We start from the raw sequence: 20667 nt of genomic DNA on the forward strand, positions 1-20667 counted from the left end.
CCGCAGTCCCCGTCGAATTCGCACCGGGCGATGCTACGGCCTGCCACCTCGAAAAACTACGGCCGCGCCACCCCGGACGACGCCCGCACCACCAGGCCGGTCGGCAGCACCGCCTCCCGCTCGGTGGTCGCACCGGTCCGCCCGAGCAACAGGTCCAGCCCGACCGCGCCGGCCCGATCCTTCGGTACGGCCACGCTCGTCAACGGCGGGTGACTCATCGCGGCCAGGCTCACGTCGTCGAACCCGACCACGCTCATCCGTTCCGGCACCACCACTCCCCGCGCCGCGAGCCGGTGCAGCACCCCGAGCGCGACCAGGTCGTTGTACGCGAGCACCGCCGTGGCCGGGCTGTCCAGCACCAGGTCACCGGCGAGCAGCCCGCCGTCGAAGGTCGGCGCCAGCCCACCCAGCGGCAGCAACTCGAGGTCACCGGCGGCGGACAGCGCGGCGAGCCGCTGCTGCGCGGCCCAGGAGTCCTCGGGTCCGGACACGTACGCGATCCGCCGGTGACCCAGCGCCCGCAGGTGCCGCACCGCCTGCCGGATCCCGCCGGCGATGTCGGCGACCACCGACGGCAGACCGGGCACCCGCCGGTGCAGCAGCACGGTGCTCTCCGGGTCGGCCGCCGCCAGCAGGTCCGCGTCGGACGCCCGCGGCGAGCAGAGCAGCACCCCGTCGGTGTTGCGCCCCAGGGTGGCCAGCGCCTCCAGCTCGGCGACCGGGTCCTCGTCGGTGTCGGTGATGAACACCCCGTGGTCGACCGCCCGCGCCCGCGCCGTCACCCCCTTCGCCACATCAGCGAAGAACGGATTGCGCAGGTCCGGCACGATCAAACCCAGATTTCCGGTACGACCGGTGATCAGCCCCCGGGCGGCCCGGTTCGGCTGGTACCCGAGCCGGGTGGCGACCTCGAGCACCGCCTCGCGAGTGGCCGGGCTGACGATGCCGCCGGTCAGCGCCCGGGACACGGTCGACACCGAGACACCGGCCGCCCGTGCGACGTCCTGCACGGTCGTGCGCACCACGTGGATTCCCCCACCCTCGTCACCGGCCCGCGCCAGCATAACGAGCCCGGCGGGTCTCCCTGCGGGCCGACATCTTCATACACTCCAATGGCATGTCGATCCATGGATGCGACGGGGGCGATTATGGTCGACGACCCACACGGTGGCAGGCGCACCGATCACACGAAGCTCAACATCTGGCTGACCTTCGCCGGCACGGTCGTCGCCGCACTGATCGCGGGCCTCTTCACCCTGCTGGCCACGCGCTCCAGCGACCCGGAGCCGAAGGCCCAGGACCCGCAACAACCGCAGCAACCGGCGACGACCGGCACGAAGGCCCCGACGGCAGCGGCGACGACAAAAGCCGCGGAAGGCTGGTCCGGCAAGATCGCGGTGCAGAACTCCGCCGTCGAGCTGGATCTGACCCCGCCCCGGGTGGTCGACAACGCCGACTTCGGCGGTGACGTCAACGTCCGGTTCGGCAGCAGCGGCCGGATCGCCGTGACCAAGACGGCGTTCGGCAACTCGGCGTTCGCGAGGTGGGAGGGCTCCGGCACGCCGCAGCTCGAGGACTGCCGGCAGGCGGCGATCACCGAGACCGAGGTCGACAAGCTCACCACCGGCGCGGTGCTCTGCGTGCGGACGACCGAGGGCAGGTTCGCCCGGCTCACCCTGAAGAAGGTCGCCGGCGGCCTGCCCGGGACGGCCACCTTCGACGCGATCGTCTGGACCGACTGAGCCGAGGACAGGTTCACCCTGCGCCACGAGGTGGTGCTTGCCGCCGGAAGTGACGCGGGGCCTATATTTGCGGCATGGCAACCAATGCGACCTCCGATCGCGTACTCGATGTGCTGATCGTCGACGACGACGACGCCGACACGCTGATGATCGAGGAAGCGCTGCTCGCGGCGGCACCTCCGCCCGCGGTGCACCGGGTCGCCGACGGCAGCGAGGCGATGGACTACCTGCTGCAGCGGGGCGCCTACACCGACGCGACCCGGCCGGACCTGATCCTGCTGGACCTGAACATGCCCCGGATGAGCGGGCACGAGGTGCTCGCCGCGGTGAAGAGCAACGACGCGTTGAAGCGGATCCCGGTGGTGGTGCTGACCACGTCGACCGCGCTGCCGGACATCACCGCGAGCTACACCCGGCACGCGAACGCGTTCGTGACCAAGCCGATGGACCTGGACGGGTTCGAGGAAGCCGTACAGAAGATCAAGAACTTCTACAACGATGTCGCGATCCTGCCGGACTGACCCGGCCCCTACGCCGGCCCCGACGCGCGTTCGGGGGCGGCAAAGCGTGAGACACCTCACCCTGCGTGAAAGTTAGGCGAGCCTTACCAGCCCGCTGGCGAGGCTCCTACCAGCGCAAACAACCCCGCAACGACCTCGGCGGGCGGCTCCGGCCGCCGACCGACCGGCGAGACGAAACTTGATCTGAACCTAGGTTGAAGTTTTACAGTTCGTGTTCGCCCGGACGTCGATCTTGGCTGGGCTGGAGTGCACGCACGAGTGAGCGAGGGAACGCGACTATGGACCGCCCCCTGAGGGTTGCCGTCATCGGCGCCGGCCCGGCCGGCATCTATGCCGCCGACCACCTCATCAAAGCCGACCCGGACGTCACCGTCGACATCCTCGACAAGCTGCCGACCCCGTACGGCCTGATCCGGTACGGCGTCGCACCGGACCACCCGCGGATCAAAGAGATCATCAACGCGCTCTTCCGGATCCTGGACAACCCGCGGATCCGCTTCATCGGCAACGTCGCGTACGGCGTGGACGTCAAGCCGGAGGAGCTGAGCCGCTTCTACGACGCGACGATCGTCTCGACCGGCGCCGAGAAGGACCGGGCCCTGGACATCCCGGGCATCGACCTGCAGGGCAGCTTCGGCGGCGCGGACTTCGCGTCCTGGTACAACGGACACCCGGACGTCTCCCGGGACTGGCCTCTGGAGGCCACCGAGGTCGCCGTGATCGGCGCCGGCAACGTCGCCGTCGACGTGGCCCGGATCCTCGCCAAGACCGCCGACGAGCTGCTGGTCACCGAGATCCCGGACAACGTCTACCAGGCACTGAAGTCGAGCCCGGTCACCGACGTGCACCTGTTCTCCCGGCGCGGCCCGGCGCAGGTCAAGTTCACCCCGCAGGAGCTGCGCGAACTCGACCACTCGCCGAACGTCGAGGTGATCGTCCACCCCGAGGGCATCGAGTTCGACGAGGGCAGCCTCGAGGCGATGCGGCAGACCCGGCACGTGAAGATGTGCGTCGACATCCTGCAGAACTGGGCGGTCCGCGACCCGCGGGACCGGCCGCGCCGGCTGCACCTGTACTTCCTGCAGGCCCCGGTCGAGGTGCTCGGCGAGGACGGCAAGGTCGTCGGCCTGCGCACCGAGACCCAGGAGCTGACCGGTGACGGCTGGGTCCGCGGCACCGGCGAGTTCACCGACTGGAACGTGCAGGCGGTCTACCGCGCCGTCGGCTACCTCAGCAGCGCGCTGCCGGACCTGCCGTTCGACACCAAGACCGGTACCATCCCGCACGCCGCCGGCCGGGTCCTGGACCTCGACGGCGAACCGATCCCCGGCATGTACGTGGCCGGCTGGATCAAGCGCGGCCCGGTCGGCCTGATCGGCCACACCAAGGGCTGCTCCGGCGAGACGGTGGCCAGCCTGCTGGCCGACGCCGACCAGCTCGCGAAGGCACCGGCGCACGACCCGGCCGAGGTCATCGCGTACCTGGAGCAGCGCGAGCTGCCGTACACCACGTGGGAGGGCTGGCAGAAGCTGGACGCCCACGAGATCGCGCTGGGTGAGCCGCACGGCCGCAAGCGGGTCAAGGTCGTCGCGCGCGACGAGATGACCGGCATCAGCAAGCACTGATCCACCGACGAGAAATGGGGGCCCGACCGGGCCCCCATTTTCGTTCAATACCCTCTACTCCGGAATAGAAAGCGGCCGACCTCCCCGGGAGATCACGCGGAAACCGCGGATCTCAACCTTGGGCGATCGGCCGCCACCTGTCCCAGCAGGCCCGAACCGGGCCGCCGGGCAGTTACATCACAGCGGGCGGATGTTCTCCGCCTGAAGGCCCTTCTGGCCCTGGGTCACCGAGAACTCCACCCGCTGGTTCTCCTCGAGGCTGCGGAAGCCCGAGGTGGCAATGGCGGAGAAGTGCGCGAACACGTCGGGGCCGCCATCATCCTGGGTGATGAATCCGAAGCCCTTGTCGCTGTTGAACCACTTGACGGTACCGGTGGCCATGTTCTACTCCTTGACGACTGGTGAGGGACCGCACCGTGCGGAACCTCGCGTCGCAGCGCCGATTCCCTGGATCCCGCAGCCAACCAAAGGCTTGAAGAATCAACTAAAAACACAAAACGCCTGGCGGGCCGAGATGCCCATCAGGCGTGGGAAAACGTCTTAGGAAATCAATGCTGCAACGCCGCCAACGGTAGCACGGACCCGGGTCAGCGCACCGACCCGAGGACCGAAACCTCGGTGATCCCGGAGTCCTCCGCGGCGCCCAGCATGGAGATCCGATAGCTGGTCAGCACGGCCAGCCAGCGGTCCGGGACGTGACCCCGGCCCGGGTCGCCGACCAGCACCCGCGCACCCCGGCCGGTCGCCCGGCGCAGGAAGCCGTGCATCCGGTTGGCCATGTCGGTGTCGTAGAAGGCGTCACCCACCAGGATGACCTCGGCGTCACCGCCGTCACCGTCGAGCAGGTCACCCTCGACCATCCGCAGGTTCACCCGGTTCACGTCGGCGTTCATCGCGGCGGCCGCCAGCGCGTACGGGTCGATGTCGTTCGCGGCCACCGTCATCGCGCCGGACTGGGCCGCCGCGATCGCCACCACCCCGCCACCGCAGGCCACGTCGAGCACCCGCCGGCCGGCCACCTCGTACGGATGGTCGAGCACGTAGCGGGCGAGCGCCTGACCACCCGCCCAGGCATTCGTCCAGAACGGGTGGAAACCCGGCCCGACCTGCGACTCGAGGCGCGCGTGCATGACGATCGCGTCGTCCGCCAGGTGCAGCAGCAGCTCCGGCAGGAACGGTGGCCGGACGAGCCGTAAACCGTCGTAACCGTCGGCGCGGGAGGCGAGGAACGGCTCGAGCATGGTTCCCGTGGTTCTGGACATGGCGTGCTCCGATCAGGCAGTGCCGACGGTTGACGCCTGTGCGCAAAGTGGGACAGGCCCGCTCGACAGTACGCGAACAGACCTCTCCCACCAGCAGCGAGTACGCTCGGTCACTCCGCTGGGTCGAGTTGCAACGTCCATCGGTAGGCCTGAACGAGGCGGGTGTCGAAACCGGACGCCGACCCCCACAGGAAGATCCGGAAGCGCCGATACAGCTCCTCGCCCCACCGCGCGGTGATTTCCTCCCGGCGGGCGTCGAGGCGCTGCGCCCAGGCCCGGCAGGTGAGGTAGTAGTTGTGCCGGTCGTCCTCCACGTTGAGCAGTTCGAACGGCGAGCGCGCCACCTGCCGCAGGTAGGAGTGCAGCAGCAACGGCGCCGACCGGCCCGGGTAGACGTACTGCTTGAAGAACGTCGAGGCGGTGTGCTTGCGCCGCATCGCGAGCGCGTCCAGATAGACCCGGCCGCCGGGTTTCAGCAGCCTGGCGTAGGTCTGCAGGGTCGCCCGGTAGTCCGGCAGGTGCTCGGTGACACCCATGTTCACGATCGCGTCGAACTTGCGCTCCGACGCGTACCGGAGAATGTGTTCGCGGACCACGGTGACCGGCAGCGCCTCGCGGTCGAAGAGGTCCTTGAGGAACCGCTCCGACTCGGCGGCCAGGGTGACCGTGGTGACCTCGATGCCCCGCCGCGCGGCGTGCTCGGCGAACGCGCCCCAGCCGCCGCCCACCTCGAGCACCCGGTCCCCCGGCTTCACCCGGATGTCGTCCAGGGCGATGTCGAGTTTCCGGGTGATCGCGTCCTCGAGGGGCTCGTCGTCACCGGCGAACACCCCCTGGGTGTAACAGCGGTGCCGGGTGTCCAGAAAGGTGAGGAAGAACTCGGAGTCCTCGTCGTAGTGCCGGGCGATCGCCCGCCGGTCGTGATCGGCGTGCCCGTGCACCAGCGACGGCGCCCAGCGGCCGAGGAACGCGACCGGATGCAGGTCGGAGAAGAACCTGCGCATGCTCAGCACGGCCGCGATGTCACCCTCGACGTCGAGGTGGCCGCGCAGGTAGGCCACTGCGATCTGCAGCTGGTCGAGGGAGAGCATGGCGTCCTGGCCCGCGTCGTCCCGGGCCACCAGGCAGAACCGGGCCGGGGTGGACTCGCTGACGCCGAAGGAGAAGGTGGCGCCGTCGCGGGTCTGGATCTCGAAGGGAATCGGGGTGCGGTCACGGAAATAGTCGTCGTAACGCCGGCGGAAGACGTCGGCAACGGTTCGCCGCCTCATGCCGTGATGATCCCACCAAAGTCCGCGACCGCGCACCCATCACATCGACATCTACCGACTCAGGATCCGACCGCCGCCGTCCGGGTCGCGGCCTGCTCGCGCAGACCCCAGGGCGATCCGTACGCGGTGAGCAGGTCCAGGAAGGACCGCGCCGGGAACGCCTCCGGGCCGAGCACCCCAGCACCGGTCCAGGCGCCGGTGGCCACCAGCTCCAGCGCGACGACCGGGTTGATCGCGGTCTGCCAGACCACCGCCTGACAGCCGTACTCGGCCATCGACCACTCGTTGTCGACCACGTGGTAGAGGTACACCTCGCGGGGCTCGCCGTCCTTGGTGCCGCGCACCCAGGTGCCGGCGCAGGTCTTGCCGCGCATCCGGGCACCCAGCGTCGCCGGGTCGGGCAGGCTGGCCGCGACCACGTCACGCGGCGACACGGTCACCGGTCCGTCCGGCCCGGGGACGATCACCCCTTCCGTACGATCGAGCCCGATCTGATGCAGGGTCCGCAGCGTACGGATGAAGTCCTCGCCCAGCCCGTACTTGAACGTCACCCGGCGCGCGCCCACCCATCTCGGGATGAGCAGCACCTCCTCGTGTTCCACGTTCACGCACTGGACCGGCCCGATGCCCTCCGGGAAGTCGAACACCTCGGGCTCGCTGAACGGCGCCGTGGTGAACCAGCCGCGGGCGGCCTCCCACACCACCGGCGGGTTCAGGCACTCCTCGATGGTCGTCCAGATGTTGAACGACGGCGCGAAGTCGTAGCCGTCGACGGTCAGGTTCGACCCGTCCCGGATGCCGATCTCCTCGATCTCGTCGAACAGCTCGTCGGCGGCGTGCCGGGCGAACACGTCGGACAGCCCCGGCTCGACACCCATCCCGACCAGCGCCAGCGCGCCCTTGGCGGCCCACGCGTCGCTCTGCGCGAACTGGGCGTCGCCGAGCTTCACGCCGGTCTGCTCGTACGGACGGTCGGGGTGCGGCTTGGACAGCGACATCGCCATGTCCAGATAGGTGGCGCCGGCCTCACCCGCCGCGGTGAACAGCGGCATCACGAAGCGCGGATCGGTCGCGTTCAGCAGCACGTCACAGCCGGTCCGCCCGAGCAGCGCGACGACCGCCGCCGGGTCGGAGGCGTCCACCCGCTCGGCCCGGAACCGCGGGTCACCGACCGAGTCCACCGCCGCCTGGGCACGGCCCAGGTCGTAGTCCGCCACCACCATCTCGTCGAAGAACGGCCGCCGCGCCGCGATCCGTGTGATCGCCGTGCCGACGCCGCCCGCACCCACCAACAGGACACGCATGTCCTGCTCCTCTCGCATAACCCTTCACTTCAACTGACGGGGGCCCCGCCACTGATCAAACGGGGTGCCCCGACGTAAGGTCAACTGTGTTGGCATAAGAGTTCAGGGAGGTTCCGATGCCGAAGGCCGTGGTCAGCGAGGAGAAACGCCGCCGCAGACGCCCCACCCGCGGCGGCCGGGTGCTGTCCGAACGTCTCATCGTCGACACCGCGCTGCGGCTGCTGCGCGAGCACGGCAGCAGCGGCCTGAGCGCCCGCCGGCTCGGCCTCGCGCTCGACTGCGACCCGAGCACGCTGTACCGCTACTTCCGCGGCATGGACGAGCTCACCCTGGCGATCGGCGACACCCTGATCGGCCAGGCCCTGTCCGGCTGGTCACCGACCGGCGACTGGCGCGACGACCTTCGCGCCCTCGGCCGGCGGATCCACCAGGCGTACGTCGCGCACCCGCAGGCCGCGGTCCTGACCACCAGCCGGGTCACCGGCCGCGCCAACGAACTGGCCGCCGACGAGGCGGTCCTCGGGGTGCTGCGCGCGGCGGGCCTGCCGGTCGCGGCGGCGGTCCGGGTCTACCACGCGTTCATCGACCAGACGCTGGCCTTCGCGGCCCTGGACGCCGCGTCGCTGGCGCTGCCGAACGCGGCCCTGCGGGCGGAGGACGAGGTGTGGTCGACGTATGCCCGCCTGCCCGCCACCACTCACCCCCACCTGGCGGAGGCCGCCCCGCTGCTGGCCACCGAGATGGTCCTGAGCGCGTATCCGTCCGCCCTGGAGCTGCTGCTCGACGCCGTAGCCACCCGCCTGGCCGCGGCATAGGCCCTGCGCCGCCCAGCTTCAGACCGCCGGGGCCCGGCGCCGCCCAACTCCAGACCACCAGGCCCGTCGCCGCCCGCTGGGCGCGGGGTTGGCTGCCAGGCCGGGCGGCCGGTGGGTCACCATTCGCTGCGCCGCCTACTGCCCGCAGCGGGGCGCGGCCGTCCCAAGAGGTGAGTGCCCCGTCCCGGAGTGCGGTCCGGTCCAGGCCCGGCTGGCCATGACAGCCCTTATCCACCCTCCATAACGGCCCCCAGCCCCAGCCGAGGAACCCCGGCCGGCCGTGACAGCCCTTATCCACCCTCCATAACGGCCCCCAGCACCAGCCGAGACCGCCCAATGCCGCTCGGCTTAAGTTGACCTTGATGGGCCGGTGGCGGCCGGAACCGCTCGGCTCGCGAGGGCATCCCGGTCCGGGCGGTGGCACGGGTGACCGGCTGCCGGCGAGTACACGGCCGTGCGCTCGCGGCCGGGGTGTGACCGACCCTGGCCGGGGTGCAACGATTCCGGCCGGGTGAACACGGTGTCTGCCGGGGTGGTTGCCGGGCACGATGATCGCCGGCTACCTGGTCCCCGGTCGCCCTGCCTGCGGCGCAGGGGTGCACGATGCCCGATCGGCTGCGCCTGCCACTGCGGGGCGGGGCAGGGCGGTGAAAGTCCGCAAAGCCAGATCGCGTGCGGCTACCGCCCACCTGGGGGCGGTAGCCTCACGCACAACCCGACCGCGGGCCGCCACCGCCCCGAACCCGACCCACCGCGGACCCCGGCCGCCCCTTCAACGCCAAGCGCGGACTCCGGCCGCCCCACCGACGCCGAACGCGGACCCCGGCCGCCCCACCGGCGCCGAACGCGGACTCCGGCCGCCCCGCCGGCGCTGAGCGCGGACTTCCGCCGTCCCACCGGTGCCGATCGCCCACGCTGACCGTTACAGCAACACCGAGCGACGGCCCACGACGACACGCCTCCCACCTGCACCCGAACACATCGGGAACCACCCCGAGACCGCAGGGCCCCACCGCGATCAAAATGGGCTGAGCGGCATTGGAGCGACACCGGCTGGCTGTGACGGCCCTTATCCGTCATTGATGGCGGCCCTCAGGACCAGCTGGGGCTAGATCGCGGTGCCGGGTGGGGACTTCAGCATCGGGGTGGCCTCGGGGAGGTGGCCGCCTCGGCCCGTGCGCAGGGCCAGGGCGGCCAGGCGGACCAGGTCGATGTTGACGCCGGCGGCGCCGCTCGGGTCGTGGACCTTCAGGTGTACGTCGAGGCTCACCGCGGTGCCGGCCCAGCCCTGCGCCTCGACGTTCAGGTGGACGATCTTCTGTGAGCCGAGGTGCGGCAGGTACCCGAGCGGGGCGATCGCCACCTGCTCCGAGCCGAGCGCGTTCAGCTTCGACCGGTGCTTGGTGTTCGGGTGCTCGACCAGGTTGCGGAAGTCCTCGGTGCCGCCGAGATTGACCTGGTACGAGCTGGTCAGCGTGATCCCCCGCGACGCCAGCAGTTCCAGCAGCGCGCGGTGCAGCACCGACGTGCCGAACTGGCTGGCCAGATCGTCACCGATCAGCGGCAGCCCGGCGTCGGTGAACCGTCGCAGCAGCGCGGCGTCCCGGGCGACCGGGTCCGACGTGGTGTTGACGAACGCCGCGCCCGCGAGCAGCGCCGCCTCGGCATAGGCGCGGGCGACCTCCGGGCGGCCGCTCGGCGCCGAGTAGAGCACCACCTCGGCACCCTTCAGCACCCCCGCCACCCGATCAATCTCGGTCACGTCGGTCAGTCCACGCTGCACCGTCACCCCGCTGGGCGGCAGCGGCGAACCGACCCGCGGGAAGTTGTTCGGCGCCGCGAAGATCGCCTCGTGCAGGTCCGCGCCGACCTTGCCCGCGGAGAGCGCGAACGCCGACACCACGTCGACGTCACCGACACCGAGCCCGTCGATCTCCGGCCGGTGCAGGCCCACCAGGCTGCCGGTCTCCCGATAGAACGCGATCCCCTGCACCAGCGCCGACGTGTTGTTCCCGACGCCCACCACCACGACCCGCACCTTATCGATCATGGTGAGCAGATTAGGCGGCTAAAGCAGCTGCGGAGGGCTACCACGCGGTAACCGTGCGGCGTAGCGTGGCGGCCAGGCTCATCAATGGCATCGAAGGGGATGACCGATGACCACGACCGATCCGCAAGCAGCCGGCGTCTCGGAGAAGCAGGCCCGGCAGGTCGCCGAGGCCGCCCGGGAGGCCGAGTGGCGCAAGCCCAGCTTCGGCAAGGAGCTGTTCCTGGGCAAGTTCCGGCTCGACCTGATCGACCCCTGGCCCTCGGCGCCGGACAGCCCGGACGCCGACGACTTCCTGGCCAAGCTGCAGATCTACGCGCGCGACGGGCTCGACGGTGACCGGATCGAGCGGGACGCCCGGATCCCCGACGAGGTCTTCCACGAGCTGGCCCGGCTCGGCGCGTTCGGCATGAAGATCGACAAGGAGTACGGCGGGCTCGGCCTGTCGAACCTGCACTACTGCAAGGCGCTGACCCTGCTCGGCTCGGTCAACGCCGCGACGGCCGCGCTGCTCTCCGCGCACCAGTCGATCGGGGTTCCGCAGCCGCTGAAACTGTTCGGCTCCGCCGTACAGAAAAAGGCTTTTCTGCCGCGGCTCGCCGCCGGCGAGGTGTCGGCCTTCCTGCTCACCGAGCCGGACGTCGGGTCGGACCCGGCGCGGCTGGGCACGGTCGCCGAGCCGGTCGACGGCGGGTTCCGGCTCAACGGGGTGAAGTTGTGGGCCACCAACGGCACCCTGGCCACGCTGCTCGTGGTGATGGCGCGGGTCCCGGAGAAGGGGATCACCGCGTTCGTCGTCGAGGGCGACTCGGAAGGGATCACGGTCGAGCGGCGCAACGCGTTCCTCGGGCTGCGCGGGCTGGAGAACAGCGTGACCCGCTTCCACGACGTGTTCGTGCCCGAGGGGAACGTGATCGGCGGGCTCGGCAAGGGCCTGCGGATCGCGCTGACCACGCTGAACACCGGCCGGTTGTCACTGCCGGCGATGTGTGTCGGCGCCGGCAAGCGCTCACTCGCCATCGCCCGCGAGTGGTCCGCGGAACGGGTGCAGTGGGGCCGCCAGGTCGGCACGCACGAGGCGGTGGCCAAGAAGATCGCGTTCATCGCCGCGACCACCTACGCGATGGAGTCGATGCTCGACCTGTGCTGCCTGATCGCCGACGACGCGCGCAACGACATCCGGATCGAGGCGGCGCTGGTCAAGCTGTTCGCCAGTGAGATGGCCTGGCAGATCGCCGACGAGCTGATCCAGATCCGGGGCGGGCGCGGCTACGAGACCGCGGAGTCCTTGCGGGCGCGCGGCGAGCGCGCGACCGAGTCCGAGCAGATCCTGCGGGACCTGCGGATCAACCGGATCTTCGAGGGCTCGACCGAGATCATGCACCTGTTGATCGCCCGGGAGGCGGTCGACGCGCACCTCGCGGTGGCCGGCGACATCATCGACCCGGACGCCGCGCTCGCCCGCAAGGCCCGCGCCGGGGTGCGAGCCGGCAAGTTCTACGCACGGTGGCTGCCGACGCTCGCGGTCGGCCGCGGGCAGAACCCCGTCGAGTACGGCGAGTACGGCCCGCTCGCGTCCCACCTGCGGTACGTCGAACGCGCGTCGCGCCGGCTGGCCCGCTCCACGTTCTACGCGATGTCGCGCTGGCAGGGCAAACTCGAACGCAAACAGGGCTTCCTGGGCCGGATCGTGGACATCGGCGCGGAGCTGTTCGCGATGTCCGCGGCGTGCGTGCGCGCCAACGCCTCCTCGAACGCACCCGAACGGGAACTGGCCGACCTGTTCTGCCGGCAGTCCCGGCTCCGCGCCGACGCGCTGTTTGCCGCGCTGTGGGACAACACCGACCGCCTCGACACCAAGGCTGCACAGCGAGTGATGGCCGGGCGGTACGCGTTCCTGGAGGAGGGTGTGGTGCATCCGACTTCCGACGCAGCTTGGGTGGCCCCTTGGCAGCCCGGACCGGCCACCGTCGCCGACGTACGACGGCGGATTACTCCCGATCAGTAACGCTCCGTGTCAATCCCGAAACCTTCGTCGGGTACGGTTCCGCAGAGGACTACGACGGTCAGGATGGGGTGTCACGCGGGGTGGGAAAGACCGATCAGATCGCGGTGACGCACGCCCGGCGCCTCCGCCGCCCCGAGAACGACGGCCATCACGAGCTGCAGCGCCCGCCCGGCCGGCAGCGCGCCCGGCACACCGGCAAGTGGGGTTTCTGGACGCCGCCGGTGGACCGCTCCGGTCGTACGGTGACGTTGTCCGGCGAGGCCGAGCGGGTCGAGCTGAAGGTGGTCTCGTCCGAGCGGCAGTGCCGCGCGCTGGACCTGGAGCGGTACGCGGTGCAGACCCGCCGGGTGTTCTTCCTGGACACGCCGGATCGCGCGCTGGACCGGCACGGCCTGATCATCCGGATCCGGGACATGGGTGACCGCCCGGACGACGCGGTGGTCAAGCTGCGCCCGATGGCCTCGCACACCGTGCCGAAATGGCTGCGCCGCACCAGCCGCCTCGAGGTGGAGATCGACGCGATGCCCGGGCACCGGGTCTGTTCCGGCTCGCTCAAGGTCCGCCTGGGCCGCGGCGTCGTCGATCGCGCGCTGACCAAGGGCCGCCCGCTGGCGAAGCTGGTCGCGCCTCCGCAGCGCCGGTTGCTCGCCGCCTGCGGGCCGACCGGCGTGTCACTCACCGACCTGATCGTTTTCGGACCGGTGGAGGTCCAGAAGTACAAGCTGCAGCCGACCGGCTTCGACGGGCAGCTCAGCGCGGAACGCTGGGCGTTCCCGGACGGCTCGACGATCCTGGAGCTGTCCACCCGCTGCCCGGTCGGCGAGGCCCCGGCGGTGGCGGCCCGGCTGACCGAGGTGCTCGCCGCGCACGGCGTCGAACCCGCCGAGCTGCAGGTCACCAAGACCGCCACGACGCTGCGTTATTTCGGCTGACATAAAGCCGCAGGTCAGCGCGGCTCTGTGCCAACACATGGGCGAAGATCGAGCGGGATCGCTAGGAATAGGGCATGGCCAACGAGATCGCCGTACCCCTGCTGCCCTGCGCGTCCATCGACGAGATGGCGGACTTCTACCAGGCGCTCGGCTTCCGGACCACCCACCACCAGACCCGCCCGAATCCGTACGTCGCGATGCAGCGCGAGGACCTGCACCTGCACTTCTTCGGGATGCCGGACTACCTCCCGGCCGACTCGTACAGCACCTGCCTGGTCCTGGTCCCGGACATCGCGGCACTGCACCGGGAGTTCGCGGCCGGCCTGCGCGCCAGGTACGGCCGGGTGCCGCTGGCCGGCATCCCGCGGATGACCCGGCCCCGGGCGCGCAAGAACGCCGGCGGGACCTCCGGGTTCAGCGTCGTCGACCCGGGTGGCAACTGGATCCGGATCACGTCGAACACTCCGCCGCCGGCCACCGTCACCTCGCCGCTGGCCACCACGATGGCCAACGCCGTGGTCCTCGCCGACTCCAAGGGTGATCACCGGCAGGCGGCCCGGATCCTGGACGGCGCGCTCGGCAGGCCGGCCGCCGGCGACGATCCGGCGCTGGGCGAGGCGCTGCTCTACCGGGCCGAACTCGCCGTGACGCTGTCCGATCCGGACGCCGCGCGGCTCGCCCTGCAGCGCGCGGCCGGGCTGCCGCTGACCCCGGATCAGCGCGCGGTGCTCGACGAGCTCAGCGACTGACGGGCCGCGCGCCGAGCGAGGTGATCACGATCGGCGCCCGGGGCTATGCACCTGGTTGCACAGCACCGGGTGTTCGCAAGTCGGCATCAATGTCCTGAACACCTGCTAATAAATCGTTGATCGTCAATCAAAGGTTCCCTCCTAGCCTCATCCACAGGCGCCAATCAGACGCCGCAGATCGGGAGGAACCCATGCGCTCCGTACGCCACCCCCGCGCCGCCGCCGTCCTCGTCGGCACCGCACTCGCCATCGTCGCGACGGCGCCCGCCTACGCCGCCGAGGCGACCGGCACCGTCCTGCACGCCGGCAGCGCCACCGCGGTCGACGGCACGTACCTGGTCACCTTCACAGACGGGGTGCAGGCCGACAAGTCCCGCGCCGACCGGCTGTCGGCCCGCTACGGCGGCTCGGTCGCCCGGGTCTTCGGCCACGCCGTCGAGGGTTACAGCGCGCACCTGACCGCCCGGCAGGCCGCCCGGCTCGCCGCCGACCCGTCGGTGGCCCGTGTGGAGGCCGACCAGACGGTACGGATCGCGGACACCCAGAGCGCCGCGCCGTGGGGCCTGGACCGGATCGACCAGCGGGCGCTGCCGCTGAGCGGGACGTACACGTACGGGCCGAGCACCGGCACCACGGTCTACGTGATCGACACCGGGATCCGGATCACCCACCAGGACTTCGGCGGCCGGGCCAGCTACGGCTACGACGCGGTAGACGGCGACAGCGTCGCGCAGGACGGCAACGGGCACGGCACGTTCGTCTCGGGGGTCGCGGCCGGCAGCACGTACGGCGTGGCCAAGAGCGCGAACGTGGTCGGCGTCCGGGTGCTGGACAACAACGGATCGGGCACCACGGCCGGGGTGATCGCCGGCATCGACTGGGTGACCGCGCACGCCACCGTCGGACGTTCGGTGGCGAACCTGAGCCTGGGCGGCGGCACCAGCACCACACTCGACGCCGCGGTCCGCCGCTCGATCACGGCCGGGATCCCGTACGCCATCGCGGCCGGCAACTCCGGCGTCAACGCGAGCACCAGCTCACCGGCGCGGGTCACCGAGGCGCTGACCGTCGGCGCGACCAGCAACACCGACGCGAAGGCGTCCTGGTCCAACTACGGCGCGGTGCTGGACCTGTTCGCCCCCGGCGTCTCGATCACCTCGGCGTGGCGCACCAGCGACTCCGCGACGTACACCGGCAGCGGCACCTCGTTCTCGTCGCCGCACGTGGCGGGCGCGGCCGCGCTCTACCTGACCGCCCACCCGGGCGCCACGGTGGCGACGGTCAACACCGCGATCGTCAACGCCGCCACCACCGGGGTGGTCACCAGCCCCGGCTCCGGCTCGCCGAACCGTCTGCTCTACACCGGCTCGCTGTCGAGCTGACCTCGTACCGTAAAGATGCCCGGCGCCGGGACCACCCGGCGCCGGGCAGCGTGCTATTTCTGCAGGACCTCGTCGTGCGCCTCGAGCACCCGGTCGTGCTCGAGCGACGTGCGGGCCGTCTCCTTCGAGGCCAGGACCGCGATCACGGTCAGCACCGAGGCGACCGTCATGTAGATGGCCACCGCTGTCGTGTTCGGGTTCGTCACGTCGCCGAGCAGGGTCAGCGCGATGATCGGGGCGAGCGCGCCGGCCAGGATCGAGGCCAGCTGGTAGCCGACCGACGCGCCGGTGTAGCGCACCGACGTGCCGAAGAGCTCCGCGAAGAACGCCGCCTGCGGCGCGTACATCAGAGCGTGCAACATCAGGCCGACGACCACCGCAAGGATGATCTTCGGTTCGGACCGACTACCCACAAGACCGAAGAAGACGTACGACCAGAGCGCGATCCCGATCGCGCCCGCGAGATACAACGGCCGCCGCCCGACCCGGTCGGAGACCGCCCCGAAGACCGGGATCAGCACGAACTGCACGGCCGAGCCGATCAGCAACGCCGTGAGGATCTTCCCCTTGTCCGCGGCGGTGCCCGCGAACGTCGTCAGATACGTGATCGAGATGACGGTGACCAGGTAGTACGCGATGTTCTCGGCCAGCCGCATGCCCATCGCGAGCAGGATCTCCCGCGGATAGCGGCGGATCACCTCGAGCAGCGGCTGGTGGTCCCGGGTGGTCAGCGCGGCGCGCGCCTGCTGGAACAGCGGGGACTCCTCGATGCTCAGCCGCACCCACAGCCCGACCAGCACCAGCACCGCGCTGAGCAGGAACGGGATCCGCCAGCCCCAGGCGTTGAACGCCTCGTCCGGCTGGACCAGGGCGAGCAGCCAGAGCACCCCGGTGGCCAGCAGGTTGCCGAGCGCGACCCCGGCCTGCGGCCACGACGACCAGAACCCGCGGCGCGCGTCGTCGCCGTGCTCGGCGGCCATCAGCACCGCGCCGCCCCACTCGCCGCCGACCGCGAAACCCTGCAGCAGCCGGCAGAGCAGCAGCAGGATCGGGGCGGCGACGCCGACCGAGGCGTAGGTGGGCAGCAGTCCGATGGCGACGGTCGCGGCGCCCATCAGCATCAGCGAGACGACCAGCATCTTCTTGCGGCCGACCCGGTCACCGAAGTGCCCGAAGATCACCCCGCCGAGCGGCCGGGCCACAAAACCCAGCGCGTACGTGCCGAACGCCAGCAGGGTGCCGGTGACCGGGTCGGACTTGGGGAAGAACAGGGTGCCGAAGACCAGGGCGGCGGCGGAGCCGTAGAGGAAGAAGTCGTACCACTCCACGGCGGTGCCGACCAGGGAGGCGAAGACGACCTTGACGATCGGGGCACGTGCGGTGGTCGACATGTGCGTCCTTTCTCAAAAGGTGTGACGTAGGTAACGGGACGCTACGTCCGGGCACCCCGGGAAACCCATGGATCGGATCGACACATCGAACTGGTTCTAGGTGTGGTCGGCGGCCACGGTGGCGCGCAGCCGGTGCAGGCGCAGGGCCAGCTGCAGGTCCAGCACCCGGCGGGGGTGCTGCCAGTCGTCGCCGAGCAGCTGGGCCACCCGGTCCAGGCGCTGGGTCACCGTGTTGACGTGCACGTGCAGCGCCTCGGCCGCCCTGGCCAGGCCACCGCCCTGATCGAAGTAGGCGTCCAGTGTGGTGATCAGGGCGGTGCCCCGGCGCTCGTCGTAGTCGAGGACCGGACCCAGCACGCCGTGCACGAAACCGGTCACGTCGCGGCGCTCGCCGAGCAGCAGGCCGACGTACCCCAGCTCGGCCGTGCCCGCGCCGGACCCGGCCCGGCCCAGCGTGACCAGCGCGCTCAGGCACTGCTCGGCCTCGCGGTGCGCGGTCGCGACCCCGGCGGCGCCCCGGCCCGGACCGGCGCCGCCCGCGGTGACCGGCCGGGCCAGCGCGCGGCTGAGCTCCCGGGCGACCAGCCGCGCGGTGCCGGCCGGATCCTCGCCGGGCAGCAGCAGCGTGACCCGGCCGTCCCGGCTCATCGCCAGCCCGCGCCGGTTGGCGACGAACGTGCGTGCCCAGGAGACGGCGCGTTGCCGCAGGCCGTCGCCGGTCTCGTCGCCGGCTGCCACGATCACGTAGGGCGCGTCCAGGTCCAGGCCGAGCCGGGCGGCGCGGTCCCGGACCGCCTCCGGGTCCCGGACCGGGCGGCTGATCAGGTCGTCCAGCAGCTCGCCGCGGACCTGCGCCTCGGCCGCCGCGACCGTGCGGCGGAACAGCAGCAGCAACGCGGTGACCTGGGCAGCCCGTTCCAGGATCCGCTGGTCGGCGGCGGCCAGGGGCCGGGCCGGCCGGAACAGCACCGCGCCCAGGTTGTCCGCGCCGGCGACGACCGCCGCGATGATCAGGTCGTTCCGGCGGACGCTGCGCCCCTCCCCGCGCGACGCCGCCACCGCCTCGTCCACCGCGGTCTCCCCGGTCTCCGGCAGCGGCACGTCGCAGCCCGGCGTCCGGGCGGTGGCCAGCACCCGGCCCTGCGCGTCGATCACCAGCAGCGCACCGGGCAGCACGTCGACCAGGTCCGCCGCGACGTCGTCGACCCCGCCGCCGCGCAGCACCACCGCGGTCATCCGGTCGTGGGCCGCCGCGGCGCGCTCCACCGACGCGCTGTGCGCCTGGATCGTCGCGTTCGCGGCGGACAGCTCGGCCAGCGCGGTCTGCGTCTCGCTGAGCAGCCGGGCGGTGTCCAGCGCGACCGCGGCGTGCGCGGCCAGCGACAGCAGCAGGGCCACCTCCTCCCGGGCGAACGGCCGCTCGGCACGGTTCGCCGCGAACAGCACGCCGATCACCGTGGAGCCCAGCCGCATCGGTACGCCGAGGATCGCCACCAGGCCCTCGTCGCCGACACCCATGTCGATGTCGGTGGTGTGCGCGAACCGCGCGTCGGTCGGGTAGTTCGCGGTCGCGTACGGCGTGCCGGTCTGCGCGACCAGCCCGCCCAGCCCGGCGCCGGGTGCCAGCCGCAGCCGCTGGAAGCTGGCCGCCACCGACCCGTCGGTGATCCGCATGTACGTGTCGCCGCGCTCGGCATCGTTGAGCGTCATGTACGAGACGTCCACGTTGAGCAGGGTCCGCACCCGGTGCACGATGGCCCGCAGCACCGCGTCGACGTCGCGCAGCCCGGCCAGGTCACCGGCCGTGTCGTAGAGGGCCGACAGCTCCTCCTCGCGCCGGCGACGGCGTTCCAGCAGCGCGCGCACCCGCAGGGCGAGCAGTTTCGCCCGCTCCACCTCGTCGAGCCCGGTGGCCGGGAGGCCGGCCGCCCGGGCGGCAATCACCGGCCGTTCGAACTCCACCAGGGCGGCCTCGCGGGCGAGCAGGTCCAGGTAGGCGAGTTCACCGGCCGGCGTGTTCATGGCCGACACCCTACGAGCCGGGGTGGCCGCCGTCACATGTGCGCGTCAGCCATGCCGAGCGAGAGCAGTATGGGTGCCGGACACAGCGGGGACGAAGTCGCTGGTGACCCGGGCCCGGCCGGCGCTCTTGCTGGCGTACATCAGCTGGTCGGCCTTCTCCAGCAGCTCGGCGGCGCTCTGTGTGCCGTCCCAGCGGGCCAGCCCGGCCGAGAACGTCTGCCCGTACGGCGTGACCGCCAGCAGCCGCTCCACCACCACCCGCGCCTCCGGCTCGGAGTAGCCGGTGAGCAGCAGGCAGAACTCCTCGCCGCCGTAGCGGGCCAGCACGTCGTCGCGGCGCAGCCCGGTCCGCCAGGCGACCGCCGCGTCCTTGAGCAGCTCGTCGCCGGCCGGGTGGCCGTACGTGTCGTTGTACCGCTTGAAGTGGTCGAGGTCGAACAGCGCGACGATCAGCGGGTCGCCGGTCAGCGTGCCGTGCGCGAGCGCCGCGTCCAGCCGTTCGTCCCAGCGGCGCCGGTTCGCCAGCCCGGTCAGCGGATCCTTGTTGACCAGCACCGACAGCGTGCGGGCCTGGCTCTCCACCCGCGCGACCAGCCCGACCATCCGCAGCGTGACCAGCACGAACAGCACGATCGAGCACAGCCCGGTGGCCAGCCAGTCGCGGCTGATCGTGCCGGTCGCGCCCTGGTAGAGGCTCACCGTCGGCGCCAGCAGGATGGCGACGGCGAGCAACGCCAGCCGCGGCCGGACGAACGCCGGCGGCCGGTCCAGCGGCACGGTGAGCCGCCGCATCGACGGGTGCAGCGCGGCCGCGGCGATCACGAAGCTGGACAGCACCAGGGCCAGGTCGGCCGGCCCGCCCTGGTACAGCTCGCCGCTGGGCGCGGCCATCACCAGGATGTCCGAGACACCGGTCAGGGTCAGCGCGCCGAGGATCAGCCGGTAGCTGCTCGTCCGCGCGCCCGGCGTGGTCACCAGCAGCGACACCAGCACGATGACGCTGATGTCACCGACCGCGAAGAGCGAGGCCAGCAGCTGGTCGCCGCCGTCGACGGTGCCGTCGGTGAGCGTGTCACCGATCACGAACGTCCAGTAGAGCAGCGCCAGGCCGGCGCCGAGGATCCCGGCGTCGATCAGCACGGTACGGCCGTCGGCCCGGGCCCGCCCGCGGATCATGCCGACCAGGGTCCAGCCCAGCAGCGGATAGCCGGCCGCCGAGAGCAGGCCGGCCACCAGCGACCACGGGTCGGCGCCGGTCACCCGCAGGATCAGCGAGCTGAGCACCCACAGCGCGGAGCCGGCCGCGATCGCGTACCAGGTCGACGGGTGCTGCGGCCGGTACCGGCGGGTGGCCACCACGACCAGGGCCACACAGGTGAACGCGCTGATCCCGTACAGGATCGCCCGCCAGGGCCCGCTCGCGGGCAGCACGGCGTAGCCGGCCGTGGTGACCGCACCGGCCACCAGGGTTCGTTTCCACGCCGCTGTTCGCACGGACCCTCCCATCGGCAGGACGCCGTACGGATTGAGCCCGGCACCGGTCGGTTTCCCCTTTTCCCGCGGCCGGACCTGCCGATGGTGTCGGTGAGGACCGCC

The 20667-nt window shown here is 71.3% G+C and carries 17 protein-coding genes; 8 read left to right on the forward strand and 9 right to left on the reverse strand.

Translation table 11 applies throughout. The features are described from left to right. Positions 1 to 56 precede the first annotated feature (56 nt). Positions 57 to 1025 (reverse strand): LacI family DNA-binding transcriptional regulator, encoded by a 969-nt coding sequence (locus Apa02nite_RS30390; RefSeq protein ID WP_239164676.1) that lies wholly within the window; start codon positions 1023 to 1025, stop codon positions 57 to 59. 123 nt (positions 1026 to 1148) lie between these two features. On the opposite strand from Apa02nite_RS30390, the gene Apa02nite_RS30395 reads away from it, so the two are divergent. The 3 genes from Apa02nite_RS30395 to Apa02nite_RS30405 all read left to right on the forward strand — a co-directional run bounded on the left by Apa02nite_RS30395 (position 1149) and on the right by Apa02nite_RS30405 (position 3888). After that, positions 1149 to 1742 (forward strand): hypothetical protein, encoded by a 594-nt coding sequence (locus tag Apa02nite_RS30395; RefSeq protein WP_203828082.1) that lies wholly within the window; start codon positions 1149 to 1151, stop codon positions 1740 to 1742. 74 nt (positions 1743 to 1816) lie between these two features. After that, complete coding sequence (locus Apa02nite_RS30400) at positions 1817 to 2263, forward strand: response regulator (RefSeq protein ID WP_067708682.1); 447 nt, start codon at positions 1817 to 1819, stop codon at positions 2261 to 2263. A 278-nt stretch (positions 2264 to 2541) separates the two neighbouring features. Continuing rightward, positions 2542 to 3888, forward strand: a complete 1347-nt coding sequence (locus tag Apa02nite_RS30405) for an FAD-dependent oxidoreductase (protein ID WP_203828083.1) — start codon at positions 2542 to 2544, stop codon at positions 3886 to 3888. Between the two features lie 177 nt (positions 3889 to 4065). On the opposite strand, the gene Apa02nite_RS30410 is transcribed toward Apa02nite_RS30405, so the two are convergent. The 4 genes from Apa02nite_RS30410 to Apa02nite_RS30425 form a co-directional block, all read right to left on the reverse strand. Then, entirely contained in the window at positions 4066 to 4269 is a 204-nt protein-coding gene (locus tag Apa02nite_RS30410) for a cold-shock protein (protein ID WP_067708685.1), read from the reverse strand. A gap of 206 nt (positions 4270 to 4475) precedes the next feature. Continuing rightward, a complete protein-coding gene (locus Apa02nite_RS30415; protein ID WP_067708688.1) occupies positions 4476 to 5150 on the reverse strand; it encodes a class I SAM-dependent methyltransferase in 675 nt (224 codons plus the stop codon). Between the two features lie 110 nt (positions 5151 to 5260). Next, positions 5261 to 6421, reverse strand: a complete 1161-nt coding sequence (locus tag Apa02nite_RS30420) for a class I SAM-dependent methyltransferase (RefSeq protein WP_067708691.1) — start codon at positions 6419 to 6421, stop codon at positions 5261 to 5263. A gap of 59 nt (positions 6422 to 6480) precedes the next feature. Continuing rightward, a complete protein-coding gene (locus Apa02nite_RS30425; protein ID WP_203828084.1) occupies positions 6481 to 7725 on the reverse strand; it encodes a saccharopine dehydrogenase family protein in 1245 nt (414 codons plus the stop codon). Positions 7726 to 7841: 116 nt separating this feature from the next. Between Apa02nite_RS30425 and Apa02nite_RS30430 the strand changes: the two genes are divergently transcribed. Continuing rightward, positions 7842 to 8540 (forward strand): TetR/AcrR family transcriptional regulator, encoded by a 699-nt coding sequence (locus tag Apa02nite_RS30430; RefSeq protein ID WP_203828085.1) that lies wholly within the window; start codon positions 7842 to 7844, stop codon positions 8538 to 8540. A gap of 1108 nt (positions 8541 to 9648) precedes the next feature. On the opposite strand, the gene Apa02nite_RS30435 is transcribed toward Apa02nite_RS30430, so the two are convergent. Beyond that, on the reverse strand, positions 9649 to 10590 hold the full coding sequence (locus Apa02nite_RS30435; protein ID WP_203828086.1) for an inositol-3-phosphate synthase: 942 nt from the start codon (positions 10588 to 10590) through the stop codon (positions 9649 to 9651). A gap of 106 nt (positions 10591 to 10696) precedes the next feature. On the opposite strand from Apa02nite_RS30435, the gene Apa02nite_RS30440 reads away from it, so the two are divergent. The 4 genes from Apa02nite_RS30440 (at position 10697) to Apa02nite_RS30455 (ending at position 15658) form a co-directional block, all read left to right on the forward strand. Then, complete coding sequence (locus tag Apa02nite_RS30440) at positions 10697 to 12595, forward strand: acyl-CoA dehydrogenase family protein (RefSeq protein ID WP_203828087.1); 1899 nt, start codon at positions 10697 to 10699, stop codon at positions 12593 to 12595. Between the two features lie 80 nt (positions 12596 to 12675). After that, positions 12676 to 13527, forward strand: coding sequence for a CYTH domain-containing protein (locus tag Apa02nite_RS30445; protein WP_203828088.1), 852 nt, complete (start codon positions 12676 to 12678; stop codon positions 13525 to 13527). Positions 13528 to 13601: 74 nt separating this feature from the next. After that, on the forward strand, positions 13602 to 14276 hold the full coding sequence (locus Apa02nite_RS30450; RefSeq protein WP_203828089.1) for a bleomycin resistance protein: 675 nt from the start codon (positions 13602 to 13604) through the stop codon (positions 14274 to 14276). 191 nt (positions 14277 to 14467) lie between these two features. Then, a complete protein-coding gene (locus tag Apa02nite_RS30455; protein WP_203828090.1) occupies positions 14468 to 15658 on the forward strand; it encodes a S8 family peptidase in 1191 nt (396 codons plus the stop codon). A 53-nt stretch (positions 15659 to 15711) separates the two neighbouring features. Here the strand turns inward: Apa02nite_RS30455 and Apa02nite_RS30460 are convergent, their stop codons facing one another. The 3 genes from Apa02nite_RS30460 to Apa02nite_RS30470 form a co-directional block, all read right to left on the reverse strand. Beyond that, complete coding sequence (locus tag Apa02nite_RS30460) at positions 15712 to 17049, reverse strand: MFS transporter (RefSeq protein ID WP_203828091.1); 1338 nt, start codon at positions 17047 to 17049, stop codon at positions 15712 to 15714. A gap of 96 nt (positions 17050 to 17145) precedes the next feature. Beyond that, a complete protein-coding gene (locus tag Apa02nite_RS30465; RefSeq protein WP_203828092.1) occupies positions 17146 to 19071 on the reverse strand; it encodes a helix-turn-helix domain-containing protein in 1926 nt (641 codons plus the stop codon). A 45-nt stretch (positions 19072 to 19116) separates the two neighbouring features. Next, positions 19117 to 20565, reverse strand: coding sequence for a GGDEF domain-containing protein (locus tag Apa02nite_RS30470; RefSeq protein WP_203828093.1), 1449 nt, complete (start codon positions 20563 to 20565; stop codon positions 19117 to 19119). Between the last annotated feature and the right edge of the window lie 102 nt (positions 20566 to 20667).

Origin of the sequence: Actinoplanes palleronii, assembly GCF_016862315.1 — a bacterium.
Lineage (GTDB): Bacteria > Actinomycetota > Actinomycetes > Mycobacteriales > Micromonosporaceae > Actinoplanes > Actinoplanes palleronii.